Raw genomic sequence first — 24,506 nt, 5'->3', positions numbered from 1 at the left:
GCAAGTGTACCGGATGGCGGCCCGCCCGGCAGCCTGCCGAGCGGGTCGATACCGGCTTCTACCGTCTGACCGACTCAGGCCGAGGCTGCCATCTGTGCAAAGACGCGCTCGGCAGCCTCAAGAGTGGCCTGGATATCCTCGTCGCTGTGGGCGGCGGACATGAAACCTGCCTCATAGGCTGACGGCGCCAGATAGACTCCCTCTGCCAGCATGCCGTTGAAGAAGGTCGCGAAGTCTTCCTGGCGGCAACGCGTGGCAGACTGGAAATCGGTGACCGCGGCCTGATCCGTGAAGAACAGTCCGAACATGCCACCTGCCCGCTGGGTGATCGCGGCGATGCCGGCGGCCTTGGCACGACTCTCCAGGCCGTCACACAGCATCTCGACCTTGCGGGTCAGCTCGGCATGGAAGCCCGGTGCCTGGAGCTTGCGCAGCAGCGCGACCCCGGCAGCCATCGCCAGCGGATTGCCGGCCAGGGTGCCCGCCTGGTAGACGGGGCCCAGCGGCGAGAGATGATGCATGATCTCGCGCTTGCCGCCGAAGGCGCCCACCGGCATGCCGCCGCCGACGATCTTGCCCAGGCAGGTCAGGTCCGGCGTGATGTTGTAATACGCCTGAGCGCCACCCAGCGCGACACGGAAGCCCGTCATCACCTCATCGAGGATCAGCACGCTGCCATGGGCATCACACACTTCACGCAGGCTCTCCAGGAAGCCCGGCACCGGCGGAATGCAGTTCATGTTGCCGGCCACCGGCTCGACGATGATGCAGGCGATCTGATCACCCAGCTCGGCGAAGCAACGGCGCACACCTTCGGCGTCGTTGTAGTCCAGCGTGATGGTGTGCTCGGCGAGCGAGGCCGGCACGCCCGGGGAGCTGGGCTCGCCATGGGTCAGCGCACCTGAGCCGGCCTTGACCAGCAGCGAGTCCGAGTGGCCATGGTAGTTGCCTTCGAACTTGACGATCTTGTCGCGACCGGTGAAACCACGCGCCAGGCGGATCGCCGACATGGTGGCTTCGGTGCCGGAGTTGGTCATGCGCACCATGTCGAGACTTGGCAGCATCTCGCAGATCAGCTCGGCCATCTCGGATTCGATCTCGGTGGGCGCACCAAAGGACAGACCGCTCTCGAGTCGCTCACGCACGGCGTTGAGCACGTCTTCATCGGCATGGCCGGTGATCATCGGTCCCCAGGAACCGACGTAATCGATATAGCGCTTGTCTTCGACATCGAAGAGATAGGCAGCCTTGGCATGATCGATGAACACCGGCGGACGATGCAGTCCCTTGAAGGCGCGAACCGGCGAATTGACGCCACCGGGAATGTGACGGCTGGCGCGTTCGAACTGGGCAGCGGACGTGGTCATGACATACCTCTTGAGGGACACGGTGCGGCACGACGGCCGCGAAAAATGGGAAAGAGTCATTGATGACTCAAGACGGTGTGGATAAACGAGACATCGCGTTATCCACAACTGCCGAGGATGGGAGCACCCAGCCGCGAGACATCAGCCGTTGTGGATAACCTGATGCGCTTGATGGCGACAGCTTAACGCGACTCACGGGCAGGATGCAGCCGCGGCAGTGCCTGGAAGCCGGCATGAAAGGAGCAGGACCGCTAGCGCCAGGGCAGCTGCTGGGCTCCGGGCGCAAGGCCTTTGAGCTCGCGCTCCCGGCCAGCGACCAGACTCTGCCAGGTCGCCTGCTGCGCCGCACGCCATGCCGGTTCCAGCGACATGCCACGAGCCAGGCGCACGGCCAGATGCGAGGCGAGAGTGCAGCCACTGCCATGGAAGCTGCCCGGCAGCCGCGGACAGTCCAGAGACAGCCTGCGATGCTTGCGACGATAGAGACGATGGGTGACGGATGGCTCAGAGAGCGAGGCGTCATCATGATCCAGGGGGTCAGTCCCGGTGACCAGCACGGCGCCTGCACCTTCCATCAGCAAGCGCTCGGCGAGCTCATTCTCGCCGGCACCCGCAGGACAGGCTGCCAGACGCGCAAGCTCGCCACGATTGGGCGTGATGACATCCACCCGCGCCAGCAGCGTTTCGCGCGCCTGCTGGATCAGCGCTTCACTGGAGAGCTCATGGCCTCCGCCGGCCTTGAGCACCGGGTCCCATACCATCGGAAGCCCGGGCCAGCGCTGGCGAAGTTCATCGATCAGCGTGACCGTCGCCATCAGCGCTTCGTGACTGGCGAGAAGTCCGATCTTGAGCGCCCGAGGCCGAAAATCATCGAGCAGGGCATGTGCCATCGCCAGAATCGACTCGCCCGACTGTGGGATCACGGCGCTGACATTGCCGGAATTCTGTACCGTCAGCGCCGTCGGCACCGTCAGTGCCCAGCCACCACCGGCCCGAATCGCCTCACTGTCGGCGATCAGGCCTGCCCCGCCGCTGGGATCATGGCCCGCCAGCACCAGAACACAGGGCAGTCTTGCTGGACACTCAGTCATGGCAGCGCTGGCTCTCAGAACGGTTTGACGATGACGCAGATGACGATCACCACCAGCATCAGTACCGGTACTTCATTGAAGAAGCGGAAGTAGCGTGAGGTTCGCTTGCAGGTATCGGCAGCGAACTGCTTCAGGTACAGCCCACAGGCATGGTGATAGCCGACCAGCAGCACGACCATGGCCAGCTTGAGGTGCATCCAGCCCATGCTCATGAAGCTCGGCACCAGTGCCAGCAGCCAGATGCCCAGCACCAGGGTCGCGATCATCGACGGCATCATGATGCCGCGGTAGAGCTTGCGCTCCATGGTCTTGAAGTACTCGATGGCCTTGATGTCGCCGGCATCACGCGCCTGGGCGTGATAGACGTAAAGACGCGGAAGATAGAACAGGGCGGCAAACCAGCACACCACGGCAATCAGATGGAACGCCTTGATCCACAGATACATGGGGAAACTCCGTCAGTCAGGGGCGGAAGATACAAGGAAAGGGGCAGTGTCACTCAACTCGACAGGCCGACAAGGTGCCATGTTCGCAGCGCCGGGCACATGCGGTATCCGGTCACATCCCGAAGCCCTGCCGGATGTCAAGCGCCGATACCGACGACCTGAACCACGCTCGGGTCGAGATCGCCCCTTTCACGGCTTGTATCGATAGTAGCTCTCTATTGCATCACGCGTGATGATACCTGAAATCTTGCGAATCATCGGGGCCGTGGTGTGCTCCACATAGAGCGCATCGACATTGCTCGGCAGCAGCCGCTCATAGGCTTCCGACAGCGTTGCCTGCAGATGGATCGGGGCGAGATCCAGACGCTGAGCGGGGATCTCGAGCAGGTCGAGCGCTTCCTGCTCTCGCCAGTGCTCATCCATCAACACCCTCACCAGATCCGCCGCCGGCAGCGCCACCATCGGCTTTTCCGGCGTCGAACGCGTGACCACCAGCCAGACAGGCTTGCTCTCGAGCAGGGCGCGGGCACGCTCACGAGTGATGCGCCGCGGCACGCTGACCACGGAGCGCTCCATCACCGCCGGCACCGCGACTCGGGAAAGCGCCTGCATCAAGGGTTGCTGAAGCGGGTGCAAGCCCTGCGCCGTCAGCGTCGAGATGAAGAATCCCTGGCAATGGCACAGCTGGCGGCAGGTCAGCCCCGCCACTACCACGGCCAGCATGCCGGGCAGGATGATATTGGGAGAATGCGTCAGTTCGAGCAGTGCCATCAGCGCCGCCAGCGGAGCCTGAAGCACTGCCCCCATCATCGCCGCCATGCCGAGCAGGGCGTAGAGCGCGATGTCCGAGGCCTGGTCCGGCAAGATCCAGCCGCCCAGCATGCCCATCAGGGCACCCGCGGCAGCACCGGCCACCACGACGGGGCCGATGATGCCGATGGGCACTCCACAGGCGACGCATATCGCCGACAGCATCAGCTTGCCGATGACCAGCGCCAGCAGCACATCCAGCGCCAGCTGACCGTCGAGCAGCTGGGCGAGGCTGTCATAGCCGATTCCCTGCACCTGCGGGTACCACCAGGCCACGGCGGCCGTCGAGAGCCCCACCAGTGCCATCCGTCCTGACCATGTCAGACGCGCGGCACGCTCCTGCTGCCGGGCCAGGTGAACGAAACCTCCCGCCAGCAGCCCGATCACCAGTGCCGTGATCACGACCCAGGGGAGATCCAGCAGCGAGTGCAATAGCAGAGAAGGCACCGCGAACGCTGGTTCGGCGCCATAGACGAGCTGCGAGACGACCGCACCCGCGGTCGAAGCCAGAATCACCGGCATGAAGCCTGTCAGGGTGTACTCCATCATCACCACTTCCATGGCGAAGATGACACCGGCGATCGGCGTATTGAAGGAGGCGGAAATTCCCGCTGCCGTGCCACAGGCAACCAGCACTCGCAGACTGTTGTTGGGCAGCTTGAGACGCTCTCCGACCCAGCTGGAAGCGCCAGCCCCGAGGTGGATGGCCGGTCCTTCACGTCCGGCGGACAGGCCACCCAGCACGCTCACGACGCCGACCACGATCTGATTGAGCCAGGCACGCAGCGGCATCTTGCCCTGATGGTAGGTCAGGCGTTCGATGACATGACCGATGCCAAGCTTGCGCTGAGCAGGATGCTGACGACCGAGCACGATGCCGATCACCAGCACGGCCAGCAAGGGCAATGACGCGCGCACCCAGGGCGCCAGGCCCTCGAAGTTTTCCGGACTGTCATCCGGCATGAAGCCGAGTGCCCCCGCGCTCAGCAACAGTCGGAAACCGACCATCAACGAGCCGGTCAGCAGGCCAGCGATCAGTCCCAGCAGACACAGCTGGGGAAGGGCATCGACCGCCGCCAGCTTGCGCCGGAAATTGTCGAGACTGGGACGAGGCAGATGCGGGCGCGACAGGCGTGACACTCACGACTCCTTGAAAGGCACTGACGATGACGATGAACATCCATGTCGGCAGCACATTACTGCCCGCCTGACACCTGTGTATCATATCGATTGCGCACCGTCGCGACCGTGCACAATCCGACAACCTCGGCACAGCATGGCGCAACGCCTGTCTCGCGCACAGGCCGCAAAAGGTCGCATCAGCAAGCCGGACACACGAGTCACATTCGTATCAACAGGACACCGCTCGAAAGCGGGGAGGCAGCATGATCAAGGTAGGTATCGTCGGCGGCACCGGTTACACCGGAGTGGAGCTCCTCAGGTTGCTGGCCAGCCACCCGCAGGTGGAAGTGACCGTGATCACCTCACGCAGCGAGAAGGGCGTGCGTGTCGACGAGATGTACCCCAATCTGCGCGGCCACTACGACACCCTCGCGTTCAGCGAGCCGGATGCCGAGGTGCTGGCAGCCTGTGACGCCGTGTTCTTCGCCACGCCGCATGGCGTCGCTCATGCGCTGGCCGGCGACCTTCTGGCCCGCGGCACCCGCGTGATCGACCTGTCCGCGGACTTCCGCATCAAGGACGCCGACGTCTGGGCCGAATGGTATGGCCAGCCGCATGGTGCACCGGAACTGCTCGGCGAAGCCGTCTACGGCCTGCCGGAAGTCAATCGCGACGCCATCCGTGAAGCCCGTCTGATCGCGGTGCCGGGCTGCTACCCGACCTCCGTGCAACTGGGGCTCATTCCGCTGCTGGAAGCCGGCCTGATCGAGACCGACAACATCATCGCCGACTGCAAGTCCGCCGTTTCCGGTGCCGGTCGCGGTGCCAAGGTCGGCTCGCTGCTGTGTGAAGCCGGCGAGTCCATGAAGGCCTACGGCGCCTCCGGTCACCGTCACCTGCCGGAAATCACCCAGGGGCTGGACATGGCAGCGGGCAACGCGGTCGGCCTCACCTTCGTCCCGCACCTGACGCCGATGATCCGTGGCATCCACTCCACTCTCTATCCGCGCCTGAGCGGCTTCAGCGGTACGCTGGAAGATCTGCAGGCGCTGTTCGAGCAGCGTTACGCCGATCACCCCGCCGTCGATGTCATGCCGCTGGGCAGCCATCCGGAGACCCGCAGCGTGCGTGGCACCAACCTGTGCCGCATCGCCCTGCATCGTCCGGGCAATGGCGACACCTTGGTCGTGCTGTCGGTGATCGACAATCTGGTCAAGGGCGCATCAGGTCAGGCCATCCAGAACCTCAACCTGATGTTCGGCCTGGATGAGATGACCGGCATCGGGGCGCCGGCGATGATGCCCTGAGCCGCCAGCGTCGCCAGCAAGGCAGCACGTCAGACAAAGTTGACCCTTTTGCTCGGATATAGGGATAATAGGCAGCATTCCGTTCTCTATACCGTGCCGGGCGCTGTCTTCAGCGCCCGGCCTCCGACTCCTTCGAGGAGGCCCGCATGAGCGAAGCACAAAGCTTCATCCCCACGCCGCTGTATCTATCCGAGAGCGCCAAGGCCCGGATCGCTGCGCTGCGCGCGGAAGAAGCCAACCCGGAGCTGCGTCTCAGGGTCTACGTCACTGGCGGTGGTTGTTCCGGCTTCCAGTACGGTTTCGATATCGCCACCGACATGGCTGAGGACGACACCGTGGTCGAGCTGGGCGAAGCCGCGGTCGTGATCGACCCGCTGTCCTACCAGTATCTGGTCGGCTCGACGATCGACTACGAGGAAGGTCTGGCCGGGGCGCGTTTCCTGATCCAGAACCCGAATGCCACCAGCACCTGTGGCTGTGGTTCGTCCTTCATGGTCTGACGGCGCAGCATGACATCCGGCGCGATGCCGCCACCTGATCGCCCCTTATCGGTTTCCGATAGGGGGCGATTTTTTTTCACTATCTCAGCAGGTTGCGAATGCCAACCCGCCGCACGGCGGCGCTCGCAGACTTGACGGGATCTTGTGCTCTCGTCACTCTGAAAACGCACTACATCCTAAAATCTAAATATAAAGAGGCATGTAAAATGCGTAGATCCCACCTGCTGGCCTCGCTGTCCGGTCTCGCGGCCGCCACCCTGATGGCCAGTGCCGCCCATGCCGTCACCCTCAAGGCCGCGACTGACCCGAGCTTCGTGCCTTTCGAGATGCTCGATCAGGAAAGCGGCAAGATGGTCGGCTTCGATATCGACATCCTCAACGCCATCGGTGAGCGCGCCGGTTTCGATATCGACCTCAAGACCATGGACTTCAATGGCATCATCCCGGCCGTACAGACCGGCAGCGTCGATGTCGCCATCGCCGGCATCACCATCACCGAGGCCCGCGAGAAGATCGTCGACTTCACCGACCCCTATTACGACTCCGGCCTGCGGATCCTGACCGCAGCCAACAATGGCGACATCGAGGGCATCGAGGGGCTGGAAGGCAAGAAGATCGGCACCAAGATCGGCTCCACCAGCTATGACTACCTCACCGCCAATCTGGAAGACTCCACCATCACGCCCTATCCCGGCAGCGCCGACATGTACATGGCACTGATGTCCGGCAGCGTCGATGCCGTCTTCTATGACGCTCCCAATGTCGGCTACTTCGCCAAGACCAAGGGCAACGGTCGCGTGAAGACAGTGGGCCCGCTCTATGAAGGTCAGCAGTACGGCATCGCCTTCACCGAGGGCAGTGAGTGGACCGACGCCGCCAACAAGGCACTGGCCGAGATGAAGTCCGATGGCAGCTACGCCGAGATCTATCAGAAGTGGTTCGGCGCCCTGCCGAGCGACAGCGAATAACGCCATCCTCGCCAGAGTTCTCTGACGCCTTCTTCACCACGAACCATGATTTCTGCCATCCGGACGCCACGGCATGCCAATGGCCGTGGCGTCTGTCCTGACGAGCTCCCCCTCACCATGTCCTGAGGCGCGAGATGATGGTGCCAAGGAGCCCCACGTGGACGTTCAATTCCAGTTTGACTGGCAGGCGGCGATTTCCTCCGTGCCGTACCTGCTCGAGGGGATCCCCTGGACCCTCGCCATTTCCTTCGGTGGCCTGGCCATCGGCTTCGTGCTCGGCATCCTGTTCGGCCTGCTGAGCCTCTCCCCCAGCCGGATACTGCGCTGGGTCGCCACCGCCTACATCGAGATCTTCCGCGGCACGCCCGTGCTGGTGCAGGTCCTGTTCATCTTCTATGGTCTGCCGCAGATCATCGGGGGTCCCATCGATGCCCTGACCGCCGGTATCGCTGCCATCGCGCTCAATTCCGCGGCCTATATCTCCGAGATCGTACGTGGTGGCGTGCAGTCCATCGTCCGCGGACAACGCGAGGCCGGACTGTCACTGGGCCTTTCCACCCCCCAGACCTTCCGCTACATCATCTGGCCACAGGCACTGCGTCGCATGATCCCGGCGCTCGGCAATCAGGGGATCGTGTCCATCAAGGACACCTCGCTGTTCTCGGTGATCGGTGTCGGTGAGCTGGTCCGTCAGGGCCAGATCTACATTGCCACCACCTTCAACGCGCTGGAAACCTACTTCATGGTCGCCATGCTCTACCTCGTCATCACGCTGAGCCTGTCCTTCGGGCTACGGATGCTGGAGCGTCGCGGACTGGTGGGCCAATGATCTCTACCGTGCTTTCCCACCAGGCGACAACCGCGCTGACACCCTCTTCCTCTTTCCCGATCAGCCAGCCCTTCGCGCCGGCCAGGAGCGCCTGATGACCGCCATCGTGAACATGCAAAAGATCAACAAGCACTTCGGCAGCCTGCATGTGCTCAAGGACATCGATCTCGAGGTCGCCCAGGGGGAAGTGGTGGTGATCATCGGCGCCAGTGGTTCCGGCAAGTCGACGCTGATCCGCTGCGTGAATGGCCTCGAGGAGTTCCAGGGCGGCAGCATCGAAGTGGACGGACAGTCCTTGATCCCCCACGGCAAGAGCCACCGAGCGCTGAAGACGATTCGCACCGAAGTCGGCATGGTCTTCCAGCAGTTCAATCTCTTTCCGCACATGAAGGTACGTGACAACGTCAGCCTGGCCCCCATCAAGGTGCGCGGCAGTGACCGGGCGACCGCCGAGCGACAGGCCGACACGCTGCTCGAGCGGGTCAATATTCTCGAGCAGGCCGACAAGTACCCCGGCCAGCTGTCAGGCGGCCAGCAGCAACGCGTCGCCATCGCCCGCTCACTGGCGATGGAACCCCGCTTGATGCTGTTCGATGAACCCACCTCCGCACTGGACCCCGAGATGATCGGGGAGGTGCTGGACGTGATGCGTGAGCTGGCACGCGACGGCATGACGATGATGATCGTCACGCATGAGATGAGCTTCGCGCGTGAAGTCGCGGATCGCGTCGTCTTCGTCCACCAGGGCAGCATCGTCGAGGAAGGCACTCCGAGCGAGGTCTTCGACACCCCTCGTCATCCGCGCACCCAGAGCTTCCTGGCGCGCGTTCTCAAGCACTGAACCCCCGCTGCCATCTCTTGAGAGAGGCCATGCCCCGACCGTCAGGTCGGGGCTTTTTTTTGCCCGAATGCCACGCCGTGAAGAGGCAATTCCTGGCCAATCCAGAGCATCACCTGGCGATAGACGTGTCTGTTGTGGCCCGAATGACGGGAGTTCTGGCATTCGAAATGAAGTTTTTCGATCTCGACTGACGATTTCGCGCTTTTTTCATGCAACGAAATCAGATGATTCGCCCCGCCTTGGCTGCCTCTCACGTCACGCCCCCAGCCTCGCTGAGGCTCTCGATTCACTTCATCAGTCGCCGAAGGGCCGGTCTTTGACACCGCACGTCCTGACGCGAAAGGCGCTCGAAACATCACCTGCAAGGGGCCGTGGCTGGTGATAACACACGCCTGATGTCAGCCCATGAGTCGTCTGGCCGACCAGGCACCGGTATGCAAGCCTCAATCACGCCAACAACTATCCACAGCAGTATCATCGTATCTCTCAGGGCACCACTGCTGGGCAGCGTAGCCATTCACTCACGGCTTATCCCCGTACTATCTACAGAGTTGGCGTGTCGAGGTGAAGACGATTTGCCTCTGTGGACATTTTGCGGCATCATCCGCGGCCTTCTGTACGTTAGCCCTTGCAGCACTAGGGGTTGTGGGTAAACTGGCCACTTGTGCACAGCAGGGCAGAAAAGTCCGGTACCAGCACGGTATGAAAACGAGGATAACTGGGCTTGTGGACAAGGCGGTGTTTCATCCACAGGAAGCCACCGGTGGCGTCCTCAGGTAGCACGCATTTTCTCCCCAACTATATCAACATCGTAAGATACTGATTTTTAAGAGATAAAGTCGATTTCCCACTGATTTTGTCCACAACAGTAGTTACAACATCAACAGAACCCCTTTTTCTTTTCTTTATATAATCTTGTTATCCGGAAACCCGAAGGACGTTCGGACACCCCGAAAGACCGGGTTCGAGGAAGCTCACTTCCCAAGGTGTTCGGGATAACGAACGGCAGGACGATCCGACCCAGTCCTCGGGAAAACCCCCTACGCCACACACACTCGACACGGGCTCGACTCACTGTCGCGATTGATGCCCTGAGAGAAACATCCGCGAGTCCACTGCATGGCGTGTCCTGCCATGGCACTGTGGAAAACTCCTGACGCTTACCCACAGGCGGTTTATACTGTGCGGCCCGAACGTCATCCGATTGGCTTGCAGGCTCCCCATCGGGTCGAGCTCATGCCGTCTGCGGCGCCTTGTCTTCGCCATGACGTTCGTCAGTCCCGGATTCATCCAGACATCGAGTCATCGTCGTGTCTGGCCGATTTGCCTGATTCGCCACCATGCGAACAGCGCTTCATCCAAGTTTCGTGATACCCCGAGGTGCCAACGTGGATTACCCGAACCGCTTTGACGTGATCGTCATCGGCGGCGGTCATGCCGGTACGGAAGCCGCACTGGCGGCTGCCCGCATGGGCCGTCAGACCCTGCTGCTGACCCATAACATCGAGACCCTGGGGCAGATGTCCTGCAATCCCGCCATCGGTGGGATCGGCAAGAGCCATCTGGTCAAGGAGATCGATGCGCTGGGCGGTGCCATGGGCCTGGCAACCGACATGGCGGGTATCCAGTTCCGCACGCTGAATGCCCGCAAGGGCCCGGCGGTACGTGCCACTCGAGCACAGGCCGACCGGGCGCTGTACAAGGCGGCGATTCGCAACGTGCTGGAGAACCAGCCGAACCTGACGCTGTTCCAGCAGGGTGCGGAAGACCTGATCGTCGAAGGCGAGACCGTACGGGGTGTCGTCACCCAGACCGGCATCCGTTTCCACGCCACCACGGTGGTGCTGGCGACCGGGACCTTCCTCGGTGGCGTGATTCATATCGGCCTGGATCACCATGCCGGTGGACGTGCCGGGGATCCGCCCGCCAATGGCCTGGCGTCACGTCTGCGCGAGCTGCCATTCCGGGTTGATCGGCTCAAGACCGGTACCCCGCCGCGCATCGATGCCAAGAGCGTCGATTTCAGCAAGATGGAAGCTCAGCCGGGTGACGCACCGCGCCCGGTGATGTCCTACATGGGCAGTCGGGAAATGCATCCGGAGCAGGTCAACTGCTTCATCACGCATACCAACGAGCGCACTCACGAGATCATCTTCGCCAATCTCGATCGCTCGCCGATGTACTCCGGCGTCATCGATGGCATCGGGCCGCGTTACTGCCCGTCCATCGAGGACAAGGTGCATCGCTTCGCCGACAAGAACAGCCACCAGGTCTTCATCGAGCCGGAAGGCCTGAATACCCACGAGCTGTACCCCAATGGCATCTCCACCTCGCTGCCCTTCGATACGCAGCTCGAGGTGGTACGCTCGATTCGTGGCATGGAAAACGCGCACATCACGCGTCCCGGCTACGCCATCGAATACGATTTCTTCAATCCCCAGGATCTGCATCACTCCCTGGAGACGCGTTTCATCAAGAATCTGTACTTCGCCGGTCAGATCAACGGCACCACCGGCTATGAAGAAGCCGGTGCCCAGGGCCTGCTGGCAGGCGTCAACGCCGCCTTGCGCGCCACTGACGACGAGGCCTGGCATCCACTGCGCGACGAGGCCTACACCGGCGTGATGGTCGATGACCTGATCACCCTCGGCACTCGCGAGCCGTATCGCATGTTCACCTCACGTGCCGAATATCGTCTGCTGCTGCGCGAGGACAATGCGGATCTGCGTCTGACTGCCAAGGGCCGCGAACTCGGCTTGATCGATGACGCGCGCTGGGCGGCGTTCGAGCAGAAGCGCGAAGCGATCGAGCGCGAGACCGCTCGTCTGCAAAGCACCTGGCTGACGCCAAAGAGCCCGGAGCTGGCCCCGCTGAGCGACAAGCTCAGCTCACCGCTCAAGCGTGAAGCCAGCCTGATGGAGCTGCTCAAGCGTCCGGAGCTCGAGTATCCGGATGTGGCAGGCCTGAAAGGGGAAGGAGTCGACGACTGGCGCATCGCCGAGCAGGTGCAGATCACCGCCAAGTACGCGGGCTACATCCAGCGTCAGCAGGAAGAGATCGACCGCCTGCGTCGTCATGAGCACACCGAATTGCCGGCCAGTCTCGATTACGACTCCGTCGATGGCCTGTCCAACGAGATCAAGCAGAAGCTCAATGAAGCGCGCCCGGCGACGCTTGCCCAGGCAGGCCGCATTTCCGGTGTCACGCCAGCAGCGGTTTCCATCCTGTTGATTCACTTGAAGAAACGGCAGTTGATCAAGGCGGAGACTCCAGCAGATACCGATACGGCTGACACGGGAGTCGCGCAATGAGTCAGACGCTCAACGAGACGCAGCGTGCGCGTTGCGCCCAGTTGCTCAGTCGCGGTGCCAGCGCCATGGGAGTGGCGCTGAGTGATGAGCAGCATGCGCAGCTGATGACGCTGCTGGTGCTGTTGCACAAGTGGAATCGCGCCTATAACCTCACCGCGGTACGTGAGCCGGAGGCGATGGTGACGCGCCATCTGCTGGATAGCCTCAGCGTGCTGCCCCACATCAGCGGGCCACGCCTGCTGGACGTCGGTGCCGGTCCGGGCCTGCCGAGTCTCGTGATCGCGATCATGCGTCCCGACATCGCTGTCGTACCGCTGGATTCGAATGGCAAGAAGGTGCGTTTCCAGATTCAGGCCGGCCACGAGCTGGGCCTGAAGAACCTGAGCCCGACTCAGGTGCGTATCGAAGCCTATGATGGCGCGCCCTTCGAGCAGATCATCTCGCGGGCCTTCGCCGATACTGACGCCTTCGTCAATCTGTCAGGCGCCGTACTGGCAGAAGGCGGCGAATGGCTGGCGATGAAAGGTCGCATCCCTAATGACGAGATCGCACGGTTGCCGGCGGGTGTCTCGCTGGTCGAGACGCTCAGACTGTGTGTCCCGGGAGAAGAAGGTGAACGTCACCTTCTGCGCTTGAAACGCGACTGACCGCTCGTCTCGCGGCGCGTGCAGGGATTGTGCCGGGCGCAAAAGGCAGGCAGCCTGAGGCTCTGGGAGGGCAGATCCATGATCTGCCCTCGTGAGCATGCGGCTGGTGCCAAAGGCCCCGCTTCTCAAGGAACCAAGGAAGTCGCTCGTGACCAAGATCATCGCGCTGACCAACCAGAAAGGTGGTGTCGGCAAGACCACGACAGCCGTCAATCTCGCCGCTTCGCTGGCGGCGCTCGATCGCCGCGTATTGCTGATCGACCTCGACCCCCAGGGCCACGCCACCATGGGCAGTGGCATCGACAAGCATGACCTGGAAGGCAGCGTGCTGGACGTGCTGCTGGGTGAACTGCGGGCCAGCGACGTGATTCTCGACTGCCCGGATGCCGGCTATGCCCTGTTGCCGGGCAATGGCGATCTCACGGCCGCCGAAGTCGACCTGCTGGATGTCGAAGGGCGCGAGCGGCGTCTTGCCGAGGCACTCGCCCCGATCGCCTCGGAATATGATGTGGTGCTGATCGACTGCCCGCCCTCGCTCAACATGCTGACCGTCAATGCCCTGACCGCCGCCCATGGCGTCCTGATTCCCCTTCAGTGCGAGTTCTATGCTCTGGAAGGCCTGTCAGCGCTGCTGGATACCGTCGAGCAGATACAGGGCAACGTGAATCCGGCCCTCGACGTGTTCGGGATCGTGCGCACCATGTACGACGCCCGCAACAGTCTGACCCGCGATGTCAGCAAGCAACTTTCCGATTACTTTGGCGATACCCTGATCAAGGCCACCATTCCACGCAACGTGCGGGTGGCCGAAGCGCCGAGCCATGGTCTGCCGGTCACCAAGTACGCGCGTCTGTCGCGTGGCAGCCAGGCCTATCGCGTGCTCGCCAAGGAATTGATTCGTCGTCTCTCGCTGTAACTTCACCGAGGAAGGTCCATGACGCGTAAGCGTGCCCTGGGAAGGGGCCTGGATGCCCTGATCGGCGCTGGCAATCGCCGCCGCCATGCCGAATCTGATGCCGAAGGCGCCCTGCCGGCGGCCACGACTGACGCCTTGTCGCCCGACGGCGGGAATGCCGCTGGTGGTGCGACGGATACCGGGGCCGAGGCAGCCGTGCTGTCCGGCGAGCGCCTCGAGCGACTGCCGCTGGGGCAGTTGCAACGTGGCAAGTACCAGCCGCGGCGTGACATCCAGCCGGAAGCGCTGGAAGAACTGGCGGATTCCATTCGTGCCCAGGGGGTCATGCAGCCCATCGTGGTGCGGCCCATCGCGGAAGGACGTTACGAGATCATCGCGGGTGAACGGCGGTGGCGGGCGTCCCAGCTGGCGGAACTGGACACCATTCCGGCCGTCATCCGGGAAGGCATTAGTGACGAGATCGCGCTGGCTCTGGCGCTGATCGAGAACATCCAGCGCGAGAATCTCAATCCGGTCGAAGAGGCCATGGCGCTCAAGCGCCTGCTCGATGAGTTCGAACTGACTCAGCAGCAGGTCGGGGATGCCGTCGGTCGCTCACGTGCGCAAGTGGCCAACCTGTTGCGTCTGCTGACGCTGGACCAGGAAGTGCAGACACTGCTGGAACGCGGTGAGCTGGACATGGGCCATGCCCGTACCCTGATCGGGCTCAGTCCTGCACGTCAGCGCAAGCTGGCTCATGAGGTGGTCGAGCGTGAGCTGACCGTGCGCCAGACGGAAGCGCTGGTGAAAAGCGTGCAGAAAGGAGAGCAGACCAAGCCTTCCGCGCCCAGGCCAGATGCGGACATCCAGCGCCTGGAGACCCGGCTGTCAGAGCAGTTGGGGGCGGCGGTCAATATCCGTCATGGCAAGAGCGGCAAGGGCAAGGTCACCATCTCCTATACCAGCCTGGATGAGTTGGATGGCATTCTCGGTCATATCCACTAGGCATGGCGTGCCTTCGGTGCAGGTGATCGGCTGACATCGAATCTTTCCGTGCTTCTCTGGTCGTTTTCGTGGCCCTGTGACGTATTGTCGCAGGGCCACGAAGTGCGTTTCTCTGACCGGAGCGGCAAGATCGTCTTGACGGCGGGTTGTGATAGGCGCAACCCTACGTCGCCTGCATCGCAAGCGACTGTCAACGTAAGCCAACTGTCATCTGTTTCACGCAAGATGGTGAGGCTTTGGTCGTAAGCTTGCGAAAGATCAAGGAATTTAGCCGGCAGTTTGGTTGATGGCGATGCGGCGCTCCCCTATAATCCGGCGAGTTTGCTCCCCGGCTGCAGGATGCGCAGTGACAGGGATTGGCGAGAGTCATCACTGCGATGGACAGGTTCACGATGCACAAGACGACACCCGCTGCCTTGCGACGCCCTCAGGTCGCGCGACTTCTCTGGGGCCAGGCGCTGGTGATTCTGTGTGCCGTACTCCTGTCCTGGGTGAGCAAGGGAAGCGGCGCGGCATTGTCTGCCCTGTGTGGTGGCCTGGTCTGCCTGCTGCCCAACCTGTTCTTTGCCTGGCGTTCATTGCGCGTGACGGGTGCACGTTACGCCCAGGCGATGGTCAAGGCCTTCTATCAGGCTGAGGCCGGTAAGTTCGGTTTGACGGCCGTATTGTTTGCATTCTTCTTCATTGCAGTGCCGCCCTCAAACCCCGCTTTATTTTTTTGCGCTTACGTGGCGGCAATGGCGGTTCACTGGCTGGGCCCCTGGCTGGTGAAGCGAACACCGTACACACGAACCTGAGGCAGAGTAATGGCAGGCACCAACCCGAGTCCCTCCGAATATATTCAGCACCACCTGCAGAATCTGACGTTCGGTAACCACCCCGAACACGGGTGGTCCATGGCGCACAGTGCCCAGGAAGCCTCCGACATGGGCTTCTGGGCCATCCATCTGGACACCATGGGCTGGTCCATCGGGCTGGGTCTGATCTTCCTGTGCCTGTTCCGCAAGGTCGCCAAGTCCGCGACCACCGGCGTGCCGAGTGGTCTGCAGAACTTCGTCGAGCTGATGGTCGAGTTCGTCGATCAGTCCGTCAAGGAGACCTTCCACGGTCGTTCCCGCTTGATCGCGCCGCTGTCGCTGACGATCTTCTGCTGGATCTTCCTGATGAACCTGATGGACCTGGTCCCCGTCGACTGGCTGCCGGGCGTTGCTGCCAAGGTTGGCGAGATGTTCGGCGCCGATCCGGCTCACGTGTTCTTCAAGGTGGTACCGTCCACCGACATCAACGCCACACTGGGCATGTCACTGTCCGTGTTCGCGCTGATCATCTTCTACTCCATTCGCGTCAAGGGCCTCAAGGGCTTCGTGGCCGAACTGACGCTGCACCCGTTCAATACCCCGAACAAGCTGGCACAGATCGCGCTGATCCCGGTCAACTTCCTGCTTGAATTCGTGACGCTGATCGCCAAGCCGATCTCTCTGGCGCTGCGTCTGTTCGGTAACATGTATGCAGGCGAGTTGATCTTCATTCTGATCTCGCTGGTCGGTATCTGGCAGTTGCCGCTCCACTTCCCGTGGGCAGTCTTCCATATCCTGGTCATCACCTTGCAGGCATTCATCTTCATGATGCTGACCATCGTCTATCTGAGCATGGCCAGCGAAGATCACTGATGTACCCGCCCCGTGCCATTCGTGGCGCGGGGCAAGATTTCCGAGCTCTGCTCACACCCTCAACCCTTGACTTAAACTTGACTAAAACTGGAGTTCCACAATGGAAGCACAAGTTCTTGGCATGACCGCTATCGCCGTCTCCCTGCTGATCGGTCTGGGCGCCCTGGGCACCGCCATCGGTTTCGGTATCCTCGGTGGCAAGTTCCTGGAAGGCGCCGCGCGTCAGCCGGAAATGATCCCGCAGCTGCAGGTCAAGATGTTCATCGTCGCTGGTCTGCTGGATGCCGTGACCATGATCGGTGTCGGTATCGCGCTGTTCTTCACCTTCGCCAACCCGTTTGTCGGTTAAACATCGGCTGGCCACAGGCCAACCGTGTTTATGACCCAACAATCGTGAAGCGAGAGGTGCTGGCGTGAATCTGAACTTAACCCTGATTGGTCAGGCCATCGCCTTTGCGGTCTTCGTTTTCTTCTGCATGAAGTATGTCTGGCCGCCGGTCACACAGGCTCTGGCAGAACGTCAGAAGAAGATTGCAGATGGTCTGGATGCTGCCAGCCGTGCTACCCGTGACCTCGAACTGGCGCAGGAAAAAGCCAGCGAGACACTGCGGGAAAGCAAGGAAGAAGCAGCAAGCATCATTGAGCAGGCGCACAAGCGTTCCAACCAGATGATCGAGGAAGCTCGTGAAGCTGCCCGTGCCGAAGGCGAGCGTATGGTCGCTCAGGCGCGCGCAGAGATCACCCAGGAGATCAACCAGGCCAAGGACGAGCTCCGTGGTCAGGTCGCATCTCTGGCAGTGATCGGTGCAGAGCGCATCCTGGAATCCTCCATCGACGAAGCCAAGCACCGCGAGCTGATTGACAAACTCGCTGCTGAGCTCTGAGGAGACTGATTCCATGGCTGAAACGTCTACCTCCACCGCGGCTCGTCCGTACGCCAAGGCGGCGTTCGAGTTTGCACGCGGCCAGCAGGCGCTAGAGGCCTGGTCCGGAATGTTGTCGACAGCGGCGAACGTCGCTGTCGACGCGACCGTCAAGGCGGTGCTCGACAACCCGAAGCTCTCTACCGAGCACAAGGTCGACACCTTCATTGACGTGTGCGGCGACGCGTTGGACGACAACGCACGCAACTTCATCCGGACTCTCGGTGAGCAGGACCGCCTCGCGGCCCTGCCCTCCGTGGCCGAATTGTTCGAGGCCCAGAAGGCCGAGCAGGAACAGCGTGTCGAGGTGACCCTGGTGTCCGCCTTTGCACTGGAAAGCGAGCAGGAAGAGAAGCTCGCCACCGCCCTGCGCAAGCGTCTGAACCGCGACATCTCCATTACCACTCAGGTGGATAGTACGCTGCTCGGCGGCGTCATCATCCGTGCCGGAGATACCGTCATTGACGGCTCCGTGCGCGGCAAGCTGGCCCGGCTTTCCGAAGCACTGAACTCCTGAGTCCGAGGGACATGGCATGCAGCAACTGAATCCTTCCGAGATCAGCGACATCATCAAGCAGCGTATCGAAAAGCTTGACGTCGCATCCGAAGCCCGTAATCAGGGCACCATCGTCAGCGTCTCCGACGGCATCGTGCAGATCCACGGCCTCGCAGACGTCATGTTCGGTGAGATGATTGAATTCCCGGGTGGCGTCTTCGGTATGGCGCTCAACCTTGAGCGTGATAGCGTCGGCGCTGTCGTCCTGGGCGACTACCTGCAACTCGAAGAAGGCATGACCGCGCAGTGCACCGGTCGCATTCTCGAAGTGCCGGTGGGTCCGGAAATGGTCGGCCGTGTGGTCGATGCTCTGGGTAACCCGATTGACGGCAAAGGCCCGATCGACGCCAAGCTGACTGACGCGGTCGAGAAGGTCGCTCCGGGCGTCATCGCCCGTGAGCCGGTCGACCAGCCGGTGCAGACTGGTCTGAAGTCCATCGATGCCATGGTGCCGATCGGCCGTGGTCAGCGTGAGCTGATCATCGGTGACCGCCAGATCGGTAAGTCCGCCATCGCGATTGATGCCATCATCAATCAGAAGGGCAAGGGCATTACCTGCGTCTACGTCGCCGTCGGCCAGAAGCAGTCCACCATCGCCAACGTCGTGCGCAAGCTCGAAGAGCACGGCGCGATGGAACACACCATCATCGTCGCGGCTGGTGCCTCCGACCCGGCTGCCATGCTGTTCCTGGCACCGTACGCCGGTTGCACCATGGGCGAGTACTTCCGCGACCGCGGCGAAGACGCGATGATCGTCTATGACGATCTGACCAAGCAGGCATGGGCGTATCGTCAGATCTCCCTGCTGCTCAAGCGTCCGCCGGGCCGTGAAGCCTACCCGGGTGATGTCTTCTATCTCCACTCCCGTCTGCTTGAGCGTTCTGCACGCGTCAACGCCGATTATGTCGAGCAGTTCACCAAGGGTGAAGTGAAAGGCAAGACCGGCTCCCTGACCGCGCTGCCGATCATCGAGACCCAGGGTGGCGACGTCTCCGCGTTCGTTCCGACCAACGTGATCTCCATCACCGACGGTCAGATCTTCCTCGAGACCAGCCTGTTCAACTCCGGTATCCGTCCGTCCATCAACGCGGGTCTGTCTGTTTCCCGTGTCGGTGGTGCTGCCCAGACCAAGATCATCAAGAAGTTGGGTGGTGGTGTGCGTCTGGCACTGGCTCAGTACCGTGAACTGGCAGCCTTCTCGCAGTTCGCCTCCGATCTGGACGAAGCGACCCGCAAGCAGCTCGAGCACGGTCAGCGTGTCACCGAGCTCATGAAGCAGAAGCAGTACTCTCCGATGTCCGTGGCCGACATGGCGATCTCGCTGTTCGCGGCCAACGAAGGCTACCTGGACGACGTCGAAGTCGCCAAGGTGCTGGGCTTCGAGAAAGCGCTGCTTGACTACATGCGCTCCGAGCACGCGGATCTTCTGGACAAGATCAATCAGTCCGGCGGCTACGATGACGAGATCAAGAATGGTCTCAAGGCTGGCGTCGAGAAGTTCAAGGCGACCCAGAGCTGGTAAGTGACATGGCCCGGCCAGTCCGGGCCTTGTCGTTTCCCTTCGGGTGGCATGAATAAGGCAGATCGCTATGGCAGCTGCAAAAGAGATTCGCTCCCAGATCGGGAGCATCAAAAATACGCAAAAGATCACCAGCGCCATGGAAATGGTGGCTGCGTCGAAGATGCGTAAAGCGCAGGATCGCATGGCGGCCAGCCAGCCTTATGCCCATCAGATCCGCAAGGTTGTAGGACACATCGCCCGGGCCAACCCGGAATATCGCCATCCGTATCTGATGGAACGCGATGTGAAGCGTGTCGGTTATATCGTGGTCTCCAGTGATCGCGGCCTGTGTGGTGGCCTGAACGCCAATCTGTTCAAGGCTGTCACCAAGCATGCGAAGAGCTGGCGCGACCAGGGTGTCGAGGTGGACTTCTGTGCCCTCGGCTCCAAGGCCGGTACCTTCTTCCGCAACTACGGTGGCAACCTGCTTGCCGCCAAGTCCGGTCTCGGGGATTCCCCGGGTACCCAGGATCTGATCGGTAGCGTCAAGGCCATGCTGGACGCATTCGACGAGGGCAGCCTCGACCGTCTGTACGTGGTGTTCAACGAGTTCGTCAACACCATGACGCAGAAGCCGGTCGTGCGTCAGCTGCTTCCTCTCGAAGCTGATCAGAACGACGAAGAAACCGGTCCCACTACATGGGACTACCTGTATGAGCCGGATGCCGTCTCGTTGCTCGACAAGCTGCTCAAGCGCTATGTCGAGGCCCAGGTCTATCAGGCCGTGGTCGAGAACATCGCCTGCGAACAGGCAGCGCGAATGATCGCAATGAAGAGTGCGACCGATAACGCCGGCGACCTGATCGACGACCTCCAGCTGGTCTACAACAAGGCCCGCCAGGCAGCGATCACTCAGGAAATCTCCGAGATCGTATCCGGTGCCGCCGCCGTCTGATGACAGCGTGGCAACAGGCAAGCAGGTTTCAATCGCAGGTTTAAGAGGAACCAGGAATGAGCGGACGTATCGTACAAATCATCGGCGCGGTGATTGACGTCGAGTTTCCGCGGGACGCAGTGCCCAAGGTCTACGACGCCCTGAACGTCGCCGATAGCGAGACCGTACTCGAAGTCCAGCAGCAGCTGGGCGACGGCGTGGTCCGTACTATCGCAATGGGTTCGACCGAAGGCCTCAAGCGCAGTCTCGCAGTTGAGAGCACTGGTGCTCCGATCTCCGTGCCGGTCGGCACGGCGACTCTGGGTCGCATCATGAACGTGCTGGGTCAGCCGATCGATGAAGCGGGTGATGTGGGTGCGGATGAGCACATGCCGATCCACCGTGCAGCCCCGAGCTTCGCGGAACAGGCAGCATCAAACGAGCTGCTGGAAACCGGCATCAAGGTCATCGACCTGGTCTGCCCGTTCGCCAAGGGCGGCAAGGTCGGTCTGTTCGGCGGCGCCGGTGTCGGCAAGACCGTCAACATGATGGAGCTGATCCGTAACATCGCCACCGAGCACAGCGGTTACTCCGTGTTCGCGGGCGTGGGTGAGCGTACTCGTGAAGGTAACGATTTCTTCCACGAAATGAAGGAATCCAACGTTCTCGACAAGGTTGCCCTGGTCTACGGTCAGATGAACGAGCCGCCCGGCAACCGTCTGCGCGTGGCACTGACCGGCCTGACCATCGCCGAGAAGTTCCGTGACGAAGGTCGTGACGTTCTGCTGTTCGTCGACAACATCTATCGTTACACCCTGGCAGGGACCGAAGTGTCCGCACTGCTGGGCCGTATGCCGTCCGCGGTGGGTTATCAGCCGACACTGGCGGAAGAGATGGGCGTCCTGCAGGAGCGCATCACTTCTACCAAGACCGGCTCGATCACTTCCGTGCAGGCCGTCTACGTCCCCGCGGATGACTTGACCGACCCGTCTCCGGCGACCACCTTCTCGCACCTTGACGCGACTGTCGTACTGTCTCGTCAGATTGCCGAGCTGGGTATCTATCCGGCCGTTGACCCGCTCGACTCCACCTCTCGTCAGCTCGACCCGCTGGTCGTCGGCGAGGAGCACTACAACACTGCCCGTAACGTTCAGGGTGTGTTGCAGCGCTACAAGGAGCTGAAGGACATCATCGCCATCCTCGGGATGGACGAGCTGTCTGACGAAGACAAGCAGACCGTGGCACGTGCGCGCAAGATCCAGCGCTTCCTGTCACAGCCGTTCTTCGTGGCGGAAATCTTCACCGGCGCGCCGGGCAAGTACGTGTCCCTCAAGGACACCATCCGCGGCTTCCAGGGTATCCTGGACGGCGAATATGACGCACTGCCGGAGCAGGCGTTCTACATGGTCGGCACCATCGACGAAGCTGTCGAGAAAGCCAAGGGCATGTAATTTCCCTGTTCAGGCATGAGGAAACAGGTATGGCTATGAGCGTCCATTGCGACATCGTCAGCGCTGAGAAAGGCATCTTTTCCGGCCTGGTCGAGCGTCTCGTGGCTGCCGGCAGCGAAGGTGACCTCGGCATCATGCCGGGTCACGCACCGCTGCTGACCGAGCTGCAACCCGGCCCGATTCGCGTTCAGCGTCAGGGTGGGGCCGAGGAAATCTACTACGTCAGTGGTGGATTCCTCGAAGTGCAGCCGAACCTCGTTTCAGTCCTCGCCGACACCGCAGTACGTGCCGACGATCTGGATGAGGCGGCAGCCCAGGAAGCCAAGGAAGTGGCCTTGAAGGCCATGAACGATCAGGCTTCCGAACTGGAATACTCACGCGCCACGGCCGAACTGGCCGAGGCGATGGCCAAGCTGCGCACCGTGCAGCAAATGCGTCGTCACACGCGCTGAGATGCACTGGGCCATGACGGCCAGTGACAGGAAAAAGGCGACCTTCGGGTCGCCTTTTTTTATGCCCGAGAGGACTGATGCCTCTAGCCATCGAAGGTCGTTCCTGTGACGCCGGGGACTGACCGGGCTCATCAGGAAGGGTGCCGAGCCTATCGGAGAGATGGCTCAGGTGTCTTGCGGGCGACTGATGCTTTCGCGGGTCTGTTCTCGGCGACAGGGCCGTGGGTAAACCTCGTCACTGGCAGCTCAGGGTTCAGCTGCTATGATGGCGCCATTATTTTCAGGGGCTTCAGGTATGAAGACCCGCTTTCTACAGGAGTTCACCGATGAGCAGTGCAGAGCGTACCGACGTCGTCATTCTTGCCGCAGGCCAGGGCACCCGCATGCGTTCCAAATTGCCGAAGGTGCTGCACCCGTTGGCAGGCAAGGCGATGGTGCGTCATGTGGCTGACACCGCTGCAGGCCTGGACGGTGCGCATCTGAATGTCGTCATCGGTCATGGTGGTGAGCGTGTGCAGCAGCAGCTGGCCGACACCGGCGCGAGCTTTGCCGTTCAGGCAGAGCAGAAGGGCACCGGTCACGCCGTGGCCCAGTCACTGGAAGCCATCGGCGATGGCAAGGTGCTGATCCTGTATGGCGATGTGCCGCTGATTCGTCGCGAGACCCTCGAGGCGCTGCTGGCCGAAGTCAGTGAGCAGACTCTGGGCCTGCTGACGGTGATCCTGGAAGACCCGACAGGCTATGGCCGTATCGTGCGCGATAGCGAAGGTCGCGTCAGCGCCATCGTCGAGCACAAGGATGCCACGCCGGAGCAGCTGGCTATCCAGGAAGGCAACACCGGTATCCTCGCCACCACCGGTGCCCAGCTCAAGCGCTGGCTGCCGGCACTGTCCGCCGACAACGCCCAGGGCGAGTACTACCTGACCGACATCATCGCCATGGCGGCCAGCGAAGGTGTCAACATCGCCACCGCCCAGCCGGCGGCGGTCGAGGAAGTGCAGGGCGTCAACAATCGTCTGCAGCTGGCCGATCTCGAGCGCGCCTTCCAGCGTCGTGAAGCCAACCGCCTGATGACCGAAGGTGCCAGCCTGGCGGACCCGGCGCGCATCGACGTGCGCGGCAAGCTGTCCATCGGTACCGATATCAGCATCGACGTCGGTTGTGTCTTCGAGGGCGAAGTGAGTCTCGGAGATGACGTGGTCATCGGCGCCCACTGCGTGATCCGCAATGCCACCATCGGTGCCGGCGCCAACATCGCGCCGCATAGCGTCATCGATGGTGCGGTACTGGAAGGTGACAACAATGTCGGGCCCTTCGCACGTCTGCGTCCTGGAACCGAACTGGCGCGCGGCGCGCGCATCGGCAACTTCGTCGAGACCAAGAATGCCCAGGTGGGCGTGAACGCCAAGATCAATCACCTGAGCTATGTCGGTGATGCCACCCTCGGCGAGGCAGTCAACGTCGGTGCCGGCACCATCACCTGCAACTATGACGGTGCCAACAAGTTCCGAACCGAAATTGGCGACAATGCCTTCATCGGCTCCAACTCCGCGCTGGTGGCGCCGCTCAAGATCGGTGCGGGTGCCACCGTGGGCGCTGGCTCGACCCTGAGCCGCGATGTCGCCGAAGGCGCGTTGAGCGTGGCGCGTGGCAAGCGTATCGACAAGCCGGAATGGCCGCGTCCGACCAAGAAGTGAACGGCAGCTTCAGTCGCGATGCTTGCTGGTGAGTGAAGGTGGGCATCAGAAACGGGGAGGCACCGACAGGTGTCTCCCCGTTTTGTCATCGCGGTCAGCTCTGTGGAACGGCGTGCAGGAATGAATCGTCTCATCCTGTCTCGTCTTTCACTTGATGTTTCGTTATGCCTCACTTATCTTTCG

24 protein-coding genes are annotated in these 24,506 nt (G+C 61.7%); 19 read left to right on the top strand and 5 right to left on the bottom strand.

Annotated features, from left to right (window positions below; all coding sequences use genetic code 11):
* Nucleotides 1–74 precede the first annotated feature (74 nt).
* The 4 genes from hemL to AC26AR_RS16765 form a co-directional block, all read right to left on the bottom strand.
* A complete protein-coding gene (gene hemL, locus AC26AR_RS16780; protein WP_191236417.1) occupies nt 75–1,367 on the bottom strand; it encodes a glutamate-1-semialdehyde 2,1-aminomutase in 1,293 nt (430 codons plus the stop codon).
* A 251-nt stretch (nt 1,368–1,618) separates the two neighbouring features.
* The gene (gene thiD, locus AC26AR_RS16775) at nt 1,619–2,458 is read right to left on the bottom strand and encodes a bifunctional hydroxymethylpyrimidine kinase/phosphomethylpyrimidine kinase (RefSeq protein ID WP_488107346.1); all 840 of its coding nucleotides are present in this window, start codon (nt 2,456–2,458) and stop codon (nt 1,619–1,621) included.
* Nucleotides 2,459–2,472: 14 nt separating this feature from the next.
* A complete protein-coding gene (gene hemJ, locus AC26AR_RS16770) occupies nt 2,473–2,904 on the bottom strand; it encodes a protoporphyrinogen oxidase HemJ (RefSeq protein ID WP_084209561.1) in 432 nt (143 codons plus the stop codon).
* 189 nt (nt 2,905–3,093) lie between these two features.
* Nucleotides 3,094–4,854, bottom strand: coding sequence for a chloride channel protein (locus AC26AR_RS16765; protein WP_077379782.1), 1,761 nt, complete (start codon nt 4,852–4,854; stop codon nt 3,094–3,096).
* A 245-nt stretch (nt 4,855–5,099) separates the two neighbouring features.
* Here AC26AR_RS16765 and argC point away from each other — a divergent pair, with 245 nt between their 5' ends.
* The 5 genes from argC to AC26AR_RS16740 all read left to right on the top strand — a co-directional run bounded on the left by argC (nt 5,100) and on the right by AC26AR_RS16740 (nt 9,281).
* Nucleotides 5,100–6,143 (top strand): N-acetyl-gamma-glutamyl-phosphate reductase, encoded by a 1,044-nt coding sequence (gene argC / locus AC26AR_RS16760; RefSeq protein WP_488107345.1) that lies wholly within the window; start codon nt 5,100–5,102, stop codon nt 6,141–6,143.
* Nucleotides 6,144–6,289: 146 nt separating this feature from the next.
* Nucleotides 6,290–6,643, top strand: a complete 354-nt coding sequence (gene erpA, locus AC26AR_RS16755; RefSeq protein WP_077379786.1) for an iron-sulfur cluster insertion protein ErpA — start codon at nt 6,290–6,292, stop codon at nt 6,641–6,643.
* A gap of 206 nt (nt 6,644–6,849) precedes the next feature.
* A complete protein-coding gene (locus AC26AR_RS16750) occupies nt 6,850–7,611 on the top strand; it encodes a transporter substrate-binding domain-containing protein (RefSeq protein ID WP_077379789.1) in 762 nt (253 codons plus the stop codon).
* Between the two features lie 157 nt (nt 7,612–7,768).
* The gene (locus tag AC26AR_RS16745; protein WP_488107344.1) at nt 7,769–8,440 is read left to right on the top strand and encodes an amino acid ABC transporter permease; all 672 of its coding nucleotides are present in this window, start codon (nt 7,769–7,771) and stop codon (nt 8,438–8,440) included.
* 94 nt (nt 8,441–8,534) lie between these two features.
* Nucleotides 8,535–9,281: an amino acid ABC transporter ATP-binding protein gene (locus tag AC26AR_RS16740; RefSeq protein WP_077379793.1), complete on the top strand. Its 747-nt coding sequence runs from the start codon at nt 8,535–8,537 to the stop codon at nt 9,279–9,281.
* A gap of 41 nt (nt 9,282–9,322) precedes the next feature.
* Here the strand turns inward: AC26AR_RS16740 and AC26AR_RS16735 are convergent, their stop codons facing one another.
* Nucleotides 9,323–9,604 carry a hypothetical protein gene (locus AC26AR_RS16735; RefSeq protein WP_404626175.1) on the bottom strand — a complete coding sequence of 94 codons (282 nt, stop codon included), beginning with the start codon at nt 9,602–9,604 and terminating at the stop codon, nt 9,323–9,325.
* A 1,065-nt stretch (nt 9,605–10,669) separates the two neighbouring features.
* Here AC26AR_RS16735 and mnmG point away from each other — a divergent pair.
* The 14 genes from mnmG to glmU all read left to right on the top strand — a co-directional run bounded on the left by mnmG (nt 10,670) and on the right by glmU (nt 24,323).
* Entirely contained in the window at nt 10,670–12,592 is a 1,923-nt protein-coding gene (gene mnmG, locus AC26AR_RS16730; protein WP_077379795.1) for a tRNA uridine-5-carboxymethylaminomethyl(34) synthesis enzyme MnmG, read from the top strand.
* A complete protein-coding gene (rsmG, locus tag AC26AR_RS16725; RefSeq protein WP_191236415.1) occupies nt 12,589–13,239 on the top strand; it encodes a 16S rRNA (guanine(527)-N(7))-methyltransferase RsmG in 651 nt (216 codons plus the stop codon). Before mnmG ends, rsmG begins: the two co-directional genes overlap by 4 nt.
* Before the next feature lie 148 nt (nt 13,240–13,387).
* Complete coding sequence (locus tag AC26AR_RS16720) at nt 13,388–14,155, top strand: ParA family protein (RefSeq protein ID WP_077379799.1); 768 nt, start codon at nt 13,388–13,390, stop codon at nt 14,153–14,155.
* Between the two features lie 18 nt (nt 14,156–14,173).
* The gene (locus tag AC26AR_RS16715; RefSeq protein WP_084209564.1) at nt 14,174–15,139 is read left to right on the top strand and encodes a ParB/RepB/Spo0J family partition protein; all 966 of its coding nucleotides are present in this window, start codon (nt 14,174–14,176) and stop codon (nt 15,137–15,139) included.
* 392 nt (nt 15,140–15,531) lie between these two features.
* Nucleotides 15,532–15,936, top strand: a complete 405-nt coding sequence (locus AC26AR_RS16710; RefSeq protein WP_077380014.1) for an ATP synthase subunit I — start codon at nt 15,532–15,534, stop codon at nt 15,934–15,936.
* A gap of 9 nt (nt 15,937–15,945) precedes the next feature.
* Nucleotides 15,946–16,809, top strand: coding sequence for a F0F1 ATP synthase subunit A (gene atpB, locus AC26AR_RS16705; RefSeq protein WP_077379803.1), 864 nt, complete (start codon nt 15,946–15,948; stop codon nt 16,807–16,809).
* Between the two features lie 100 nt (nt 16,810–16,909).
* On the top strand, nt 16,910–17,158 hold the full coding sequence (gene atpE / locus AC26AR_RS16700) for a F0F1 ATP synthase subunit C (RefSeq protein WP_011508579.1): 249 nt from the start codon (nt 16,910–16,912) through the stop codon (nt 17,156–17,158).
* Between the two features lie 64 nt (nt 17,159–17,222).
* On the top strand, nt 17,223–17,693 hold the full coding sequence (locus AC26AR_RS16695; protein WP_065392628.1) for a F0F1 ATP synthase subunit B: 471 nt from the start codon (nt 17,223–17,225) through the stop codon (nt 17,691–17,693).
* 13 nt (nt 17,694–17,706) lie between these two features.
* Nucleotides 17,707–18,249, top strand: coding sequence for a F0F1 ATP synthase subunit delta (locus tag AC26AR_RS16690; protein ID WP_077379805.1), 543 nt, complete (start codon nt 17,707–17,709; stop codon nt 18,247–18,249).
* 16 nt (nt 18,250–18,265) lie between these two features.
* Nucleotides 18,266–19,810 (top strand): F0F1 ATP synthase subunit alpha, encoded by a 1,545-nt coding sequence (atpA, locus tag AC26AR_RS16685; RefSeq protein ID WP_065392630.1) that lies wholly within the window; start codon nt 18,266–18,268, stop codon nt 19,808–19,810.
* A 67-nt stretch (nt 19,811–19,877) separates the two neighbouring features.
* Entirely contained in the window at nt 19,878–20,744 is an 867-nt protein-coding gene (atpG, locus tag AC26AR_RS16680) for a F0F1 ATP synthase subunit gamma (RefSeq protein WP_065392631.1), read from the top strand.
* 56 nt (nt 20,745–20,800) lie between these two features.
* Nucleotides 20,801–22,174, top strand: a complete 1,374-nt coding sequence (atpD, locus tag AC26AR_RS16675) for a F0F1 ATP synthase subunit beta (protein ID WP_077379807.1) — start codon at nt 20,801–20,803, stop codon at nt 22,172–22,174.
* A gap of 29 nt (nt 22,175–22,203) precedes the next feature.
* Nucleotides 22,204–22,626, top strand: coding sequence for a F0F1 ATP synthase subunit epsilon (locus tag AC26AR_RS16670; protein ID WP_054556360.1), 423 nt, complete (start codon nt 22,204–22,206; stop codon nt 22,624–22,626).
* 326 nt (nt 22,627–22,952) lie between these two features.
* A complete protein-coding gene (glmU, locus tag AC26AR_RS16665; protein WP_077379809.1) occupies nt 22,953–24,323 on the top strand; it encodes a bifunctional UDP-N-acetylglucosamine diphosphorylase/glucosamine-1-phosphate N-acetyltransferase GlmU in 1,371 nt (456 codons plus the stop codon).
* The last annotated feature ends 183 nt before the right edge of the window (nt 24,324–24,506 follow it).

This window comes from Cobetia sp. PS-4MA (assembly GCF_057670765.1).
Note: the sequence above shows the minus strand (reverse complement) of the source record. Positions and strands in the feature narration are given on the sequence as shown.

Bases quoted from the DNA above. Each gene is read 5' to 3' on its own strand.
- rsmG (WP_191236415.1), top strand. From the start codon at position 12,589: ATGAGTCAGACGCTCAACGAGACGCAGCGTGCGCGTTGCGCCCAGTTG.
- glmU (WP_077379809.1), top strand. From the start codon at position 22,953: ATGAGCAGTGCAGAGCGTACCGACGTCGTCATTCTTGCCGCAGGCCAG.
- AC26AR_RS16690 (WP_077379805.1), top strand. From the start codon at position 17,707: ATGGCTGAAACGTCTACCTCCACCGCGGCTCGTCCGTACGCCAAGGCG.
- argC (WP_488107345.1), top strand. From the start codon at position 5,100: ATGATCAAGGTAGGTATCGTCGGCGGCACCGGTTACACCGGAGTGGAG.
- AC26AR_RS16715 (WP_084209564.1), top strand. From the start codon at position 14,174: ATGACGCGTAAGCGTGCCCTGGGAAGGGGCCTGGATGCCCTGATCGGC.
- AC26AR_RS16740 (WP_077379793.1), top strand. From the start codon at position 8,535: ATGACCGCCATCGTGAACATGCAAAAGATCAACAAGCACTTCGGCAGC.
- AC26AR_RS16750 (WP_077379789.1), top strand. From the start codon at position 6,850: ATGCGTAGATCCCACCTGCTGGCCTCGCTGTCCGGTCTCGCGGCCGCC.
- hemJ (WP_084209561.1), bottom strand. From the start codon at position 2,904: ATGTATCTGTGGATCAAGGCGTTCCATCTGATTGCCGTGGTGTGCTGG.
- AC26AR_RS16670 (WP_054556360.1), top strand. From the start codon at position 22,204: ATGGCTATGAGCGTCCATTGCGACATCGTCAGCGCTGAGAAAGGCATC.
- AC26AR_RS16710 (WP_077380014.1), top strand. From the start codon at position 15,532: ATGCACAAGACGACACCCGCTGCCTTGCGACGCCCTCAGGTCGCGCGA.
- hemL (WP_191236417.1), bottom strand. From the start codon at position 1,367: ATGACCACGTCCGCTGCCCAGTTCGAACGCGCCAGCCGTCACATTCCC.
- atpD (WP_077379807.1), top strand. From the start codon at position 20,801: ATGAGCGGACGTATCGTACAAATCATCGGCGCGGTGATTGACGTCGAG.
- thiD (WP_488107346.1), bottom strand. From the start codon at position 2,458: ATGACTGAGTGTCCAGCAAGACTGCCCTGTGTTCTGGTGCTGGCGGGC.
- atpA (WP_065392630.1), top strand. From the start codon at position 18,266: ATGCAGCAACTGAATCCTTCCGAGATCAGCGACATCATCAAGCAGCGT.
- atpB (WP_077379803.1), top strand. From the start codon at position 15,946: ATGGCAGGCACCAACCCGAGTCCCTCCGAATATATTCAGCACCACCTG.
- atpE (WP_011508579.1), top strand. From the start codon at position 16,910: ATGGAAGCACAAGTTCTTGGCATGACCGCTATCGCCGTCTCCCTGCTG.
- atpG (WP_065392631.1), top strand. From the start codon at position 19,878: ATGGCAGCTGCAAAAGAGATTCGCTCCCAGATCGGGAGCATCAAAAAT.
- erpA (WP_077379786.1), top strand. From the start codon at position 6,290: ATGAGCGAAGCACAAAGCTTCATCCCCACGCCGCTGTATCTATCCGAG.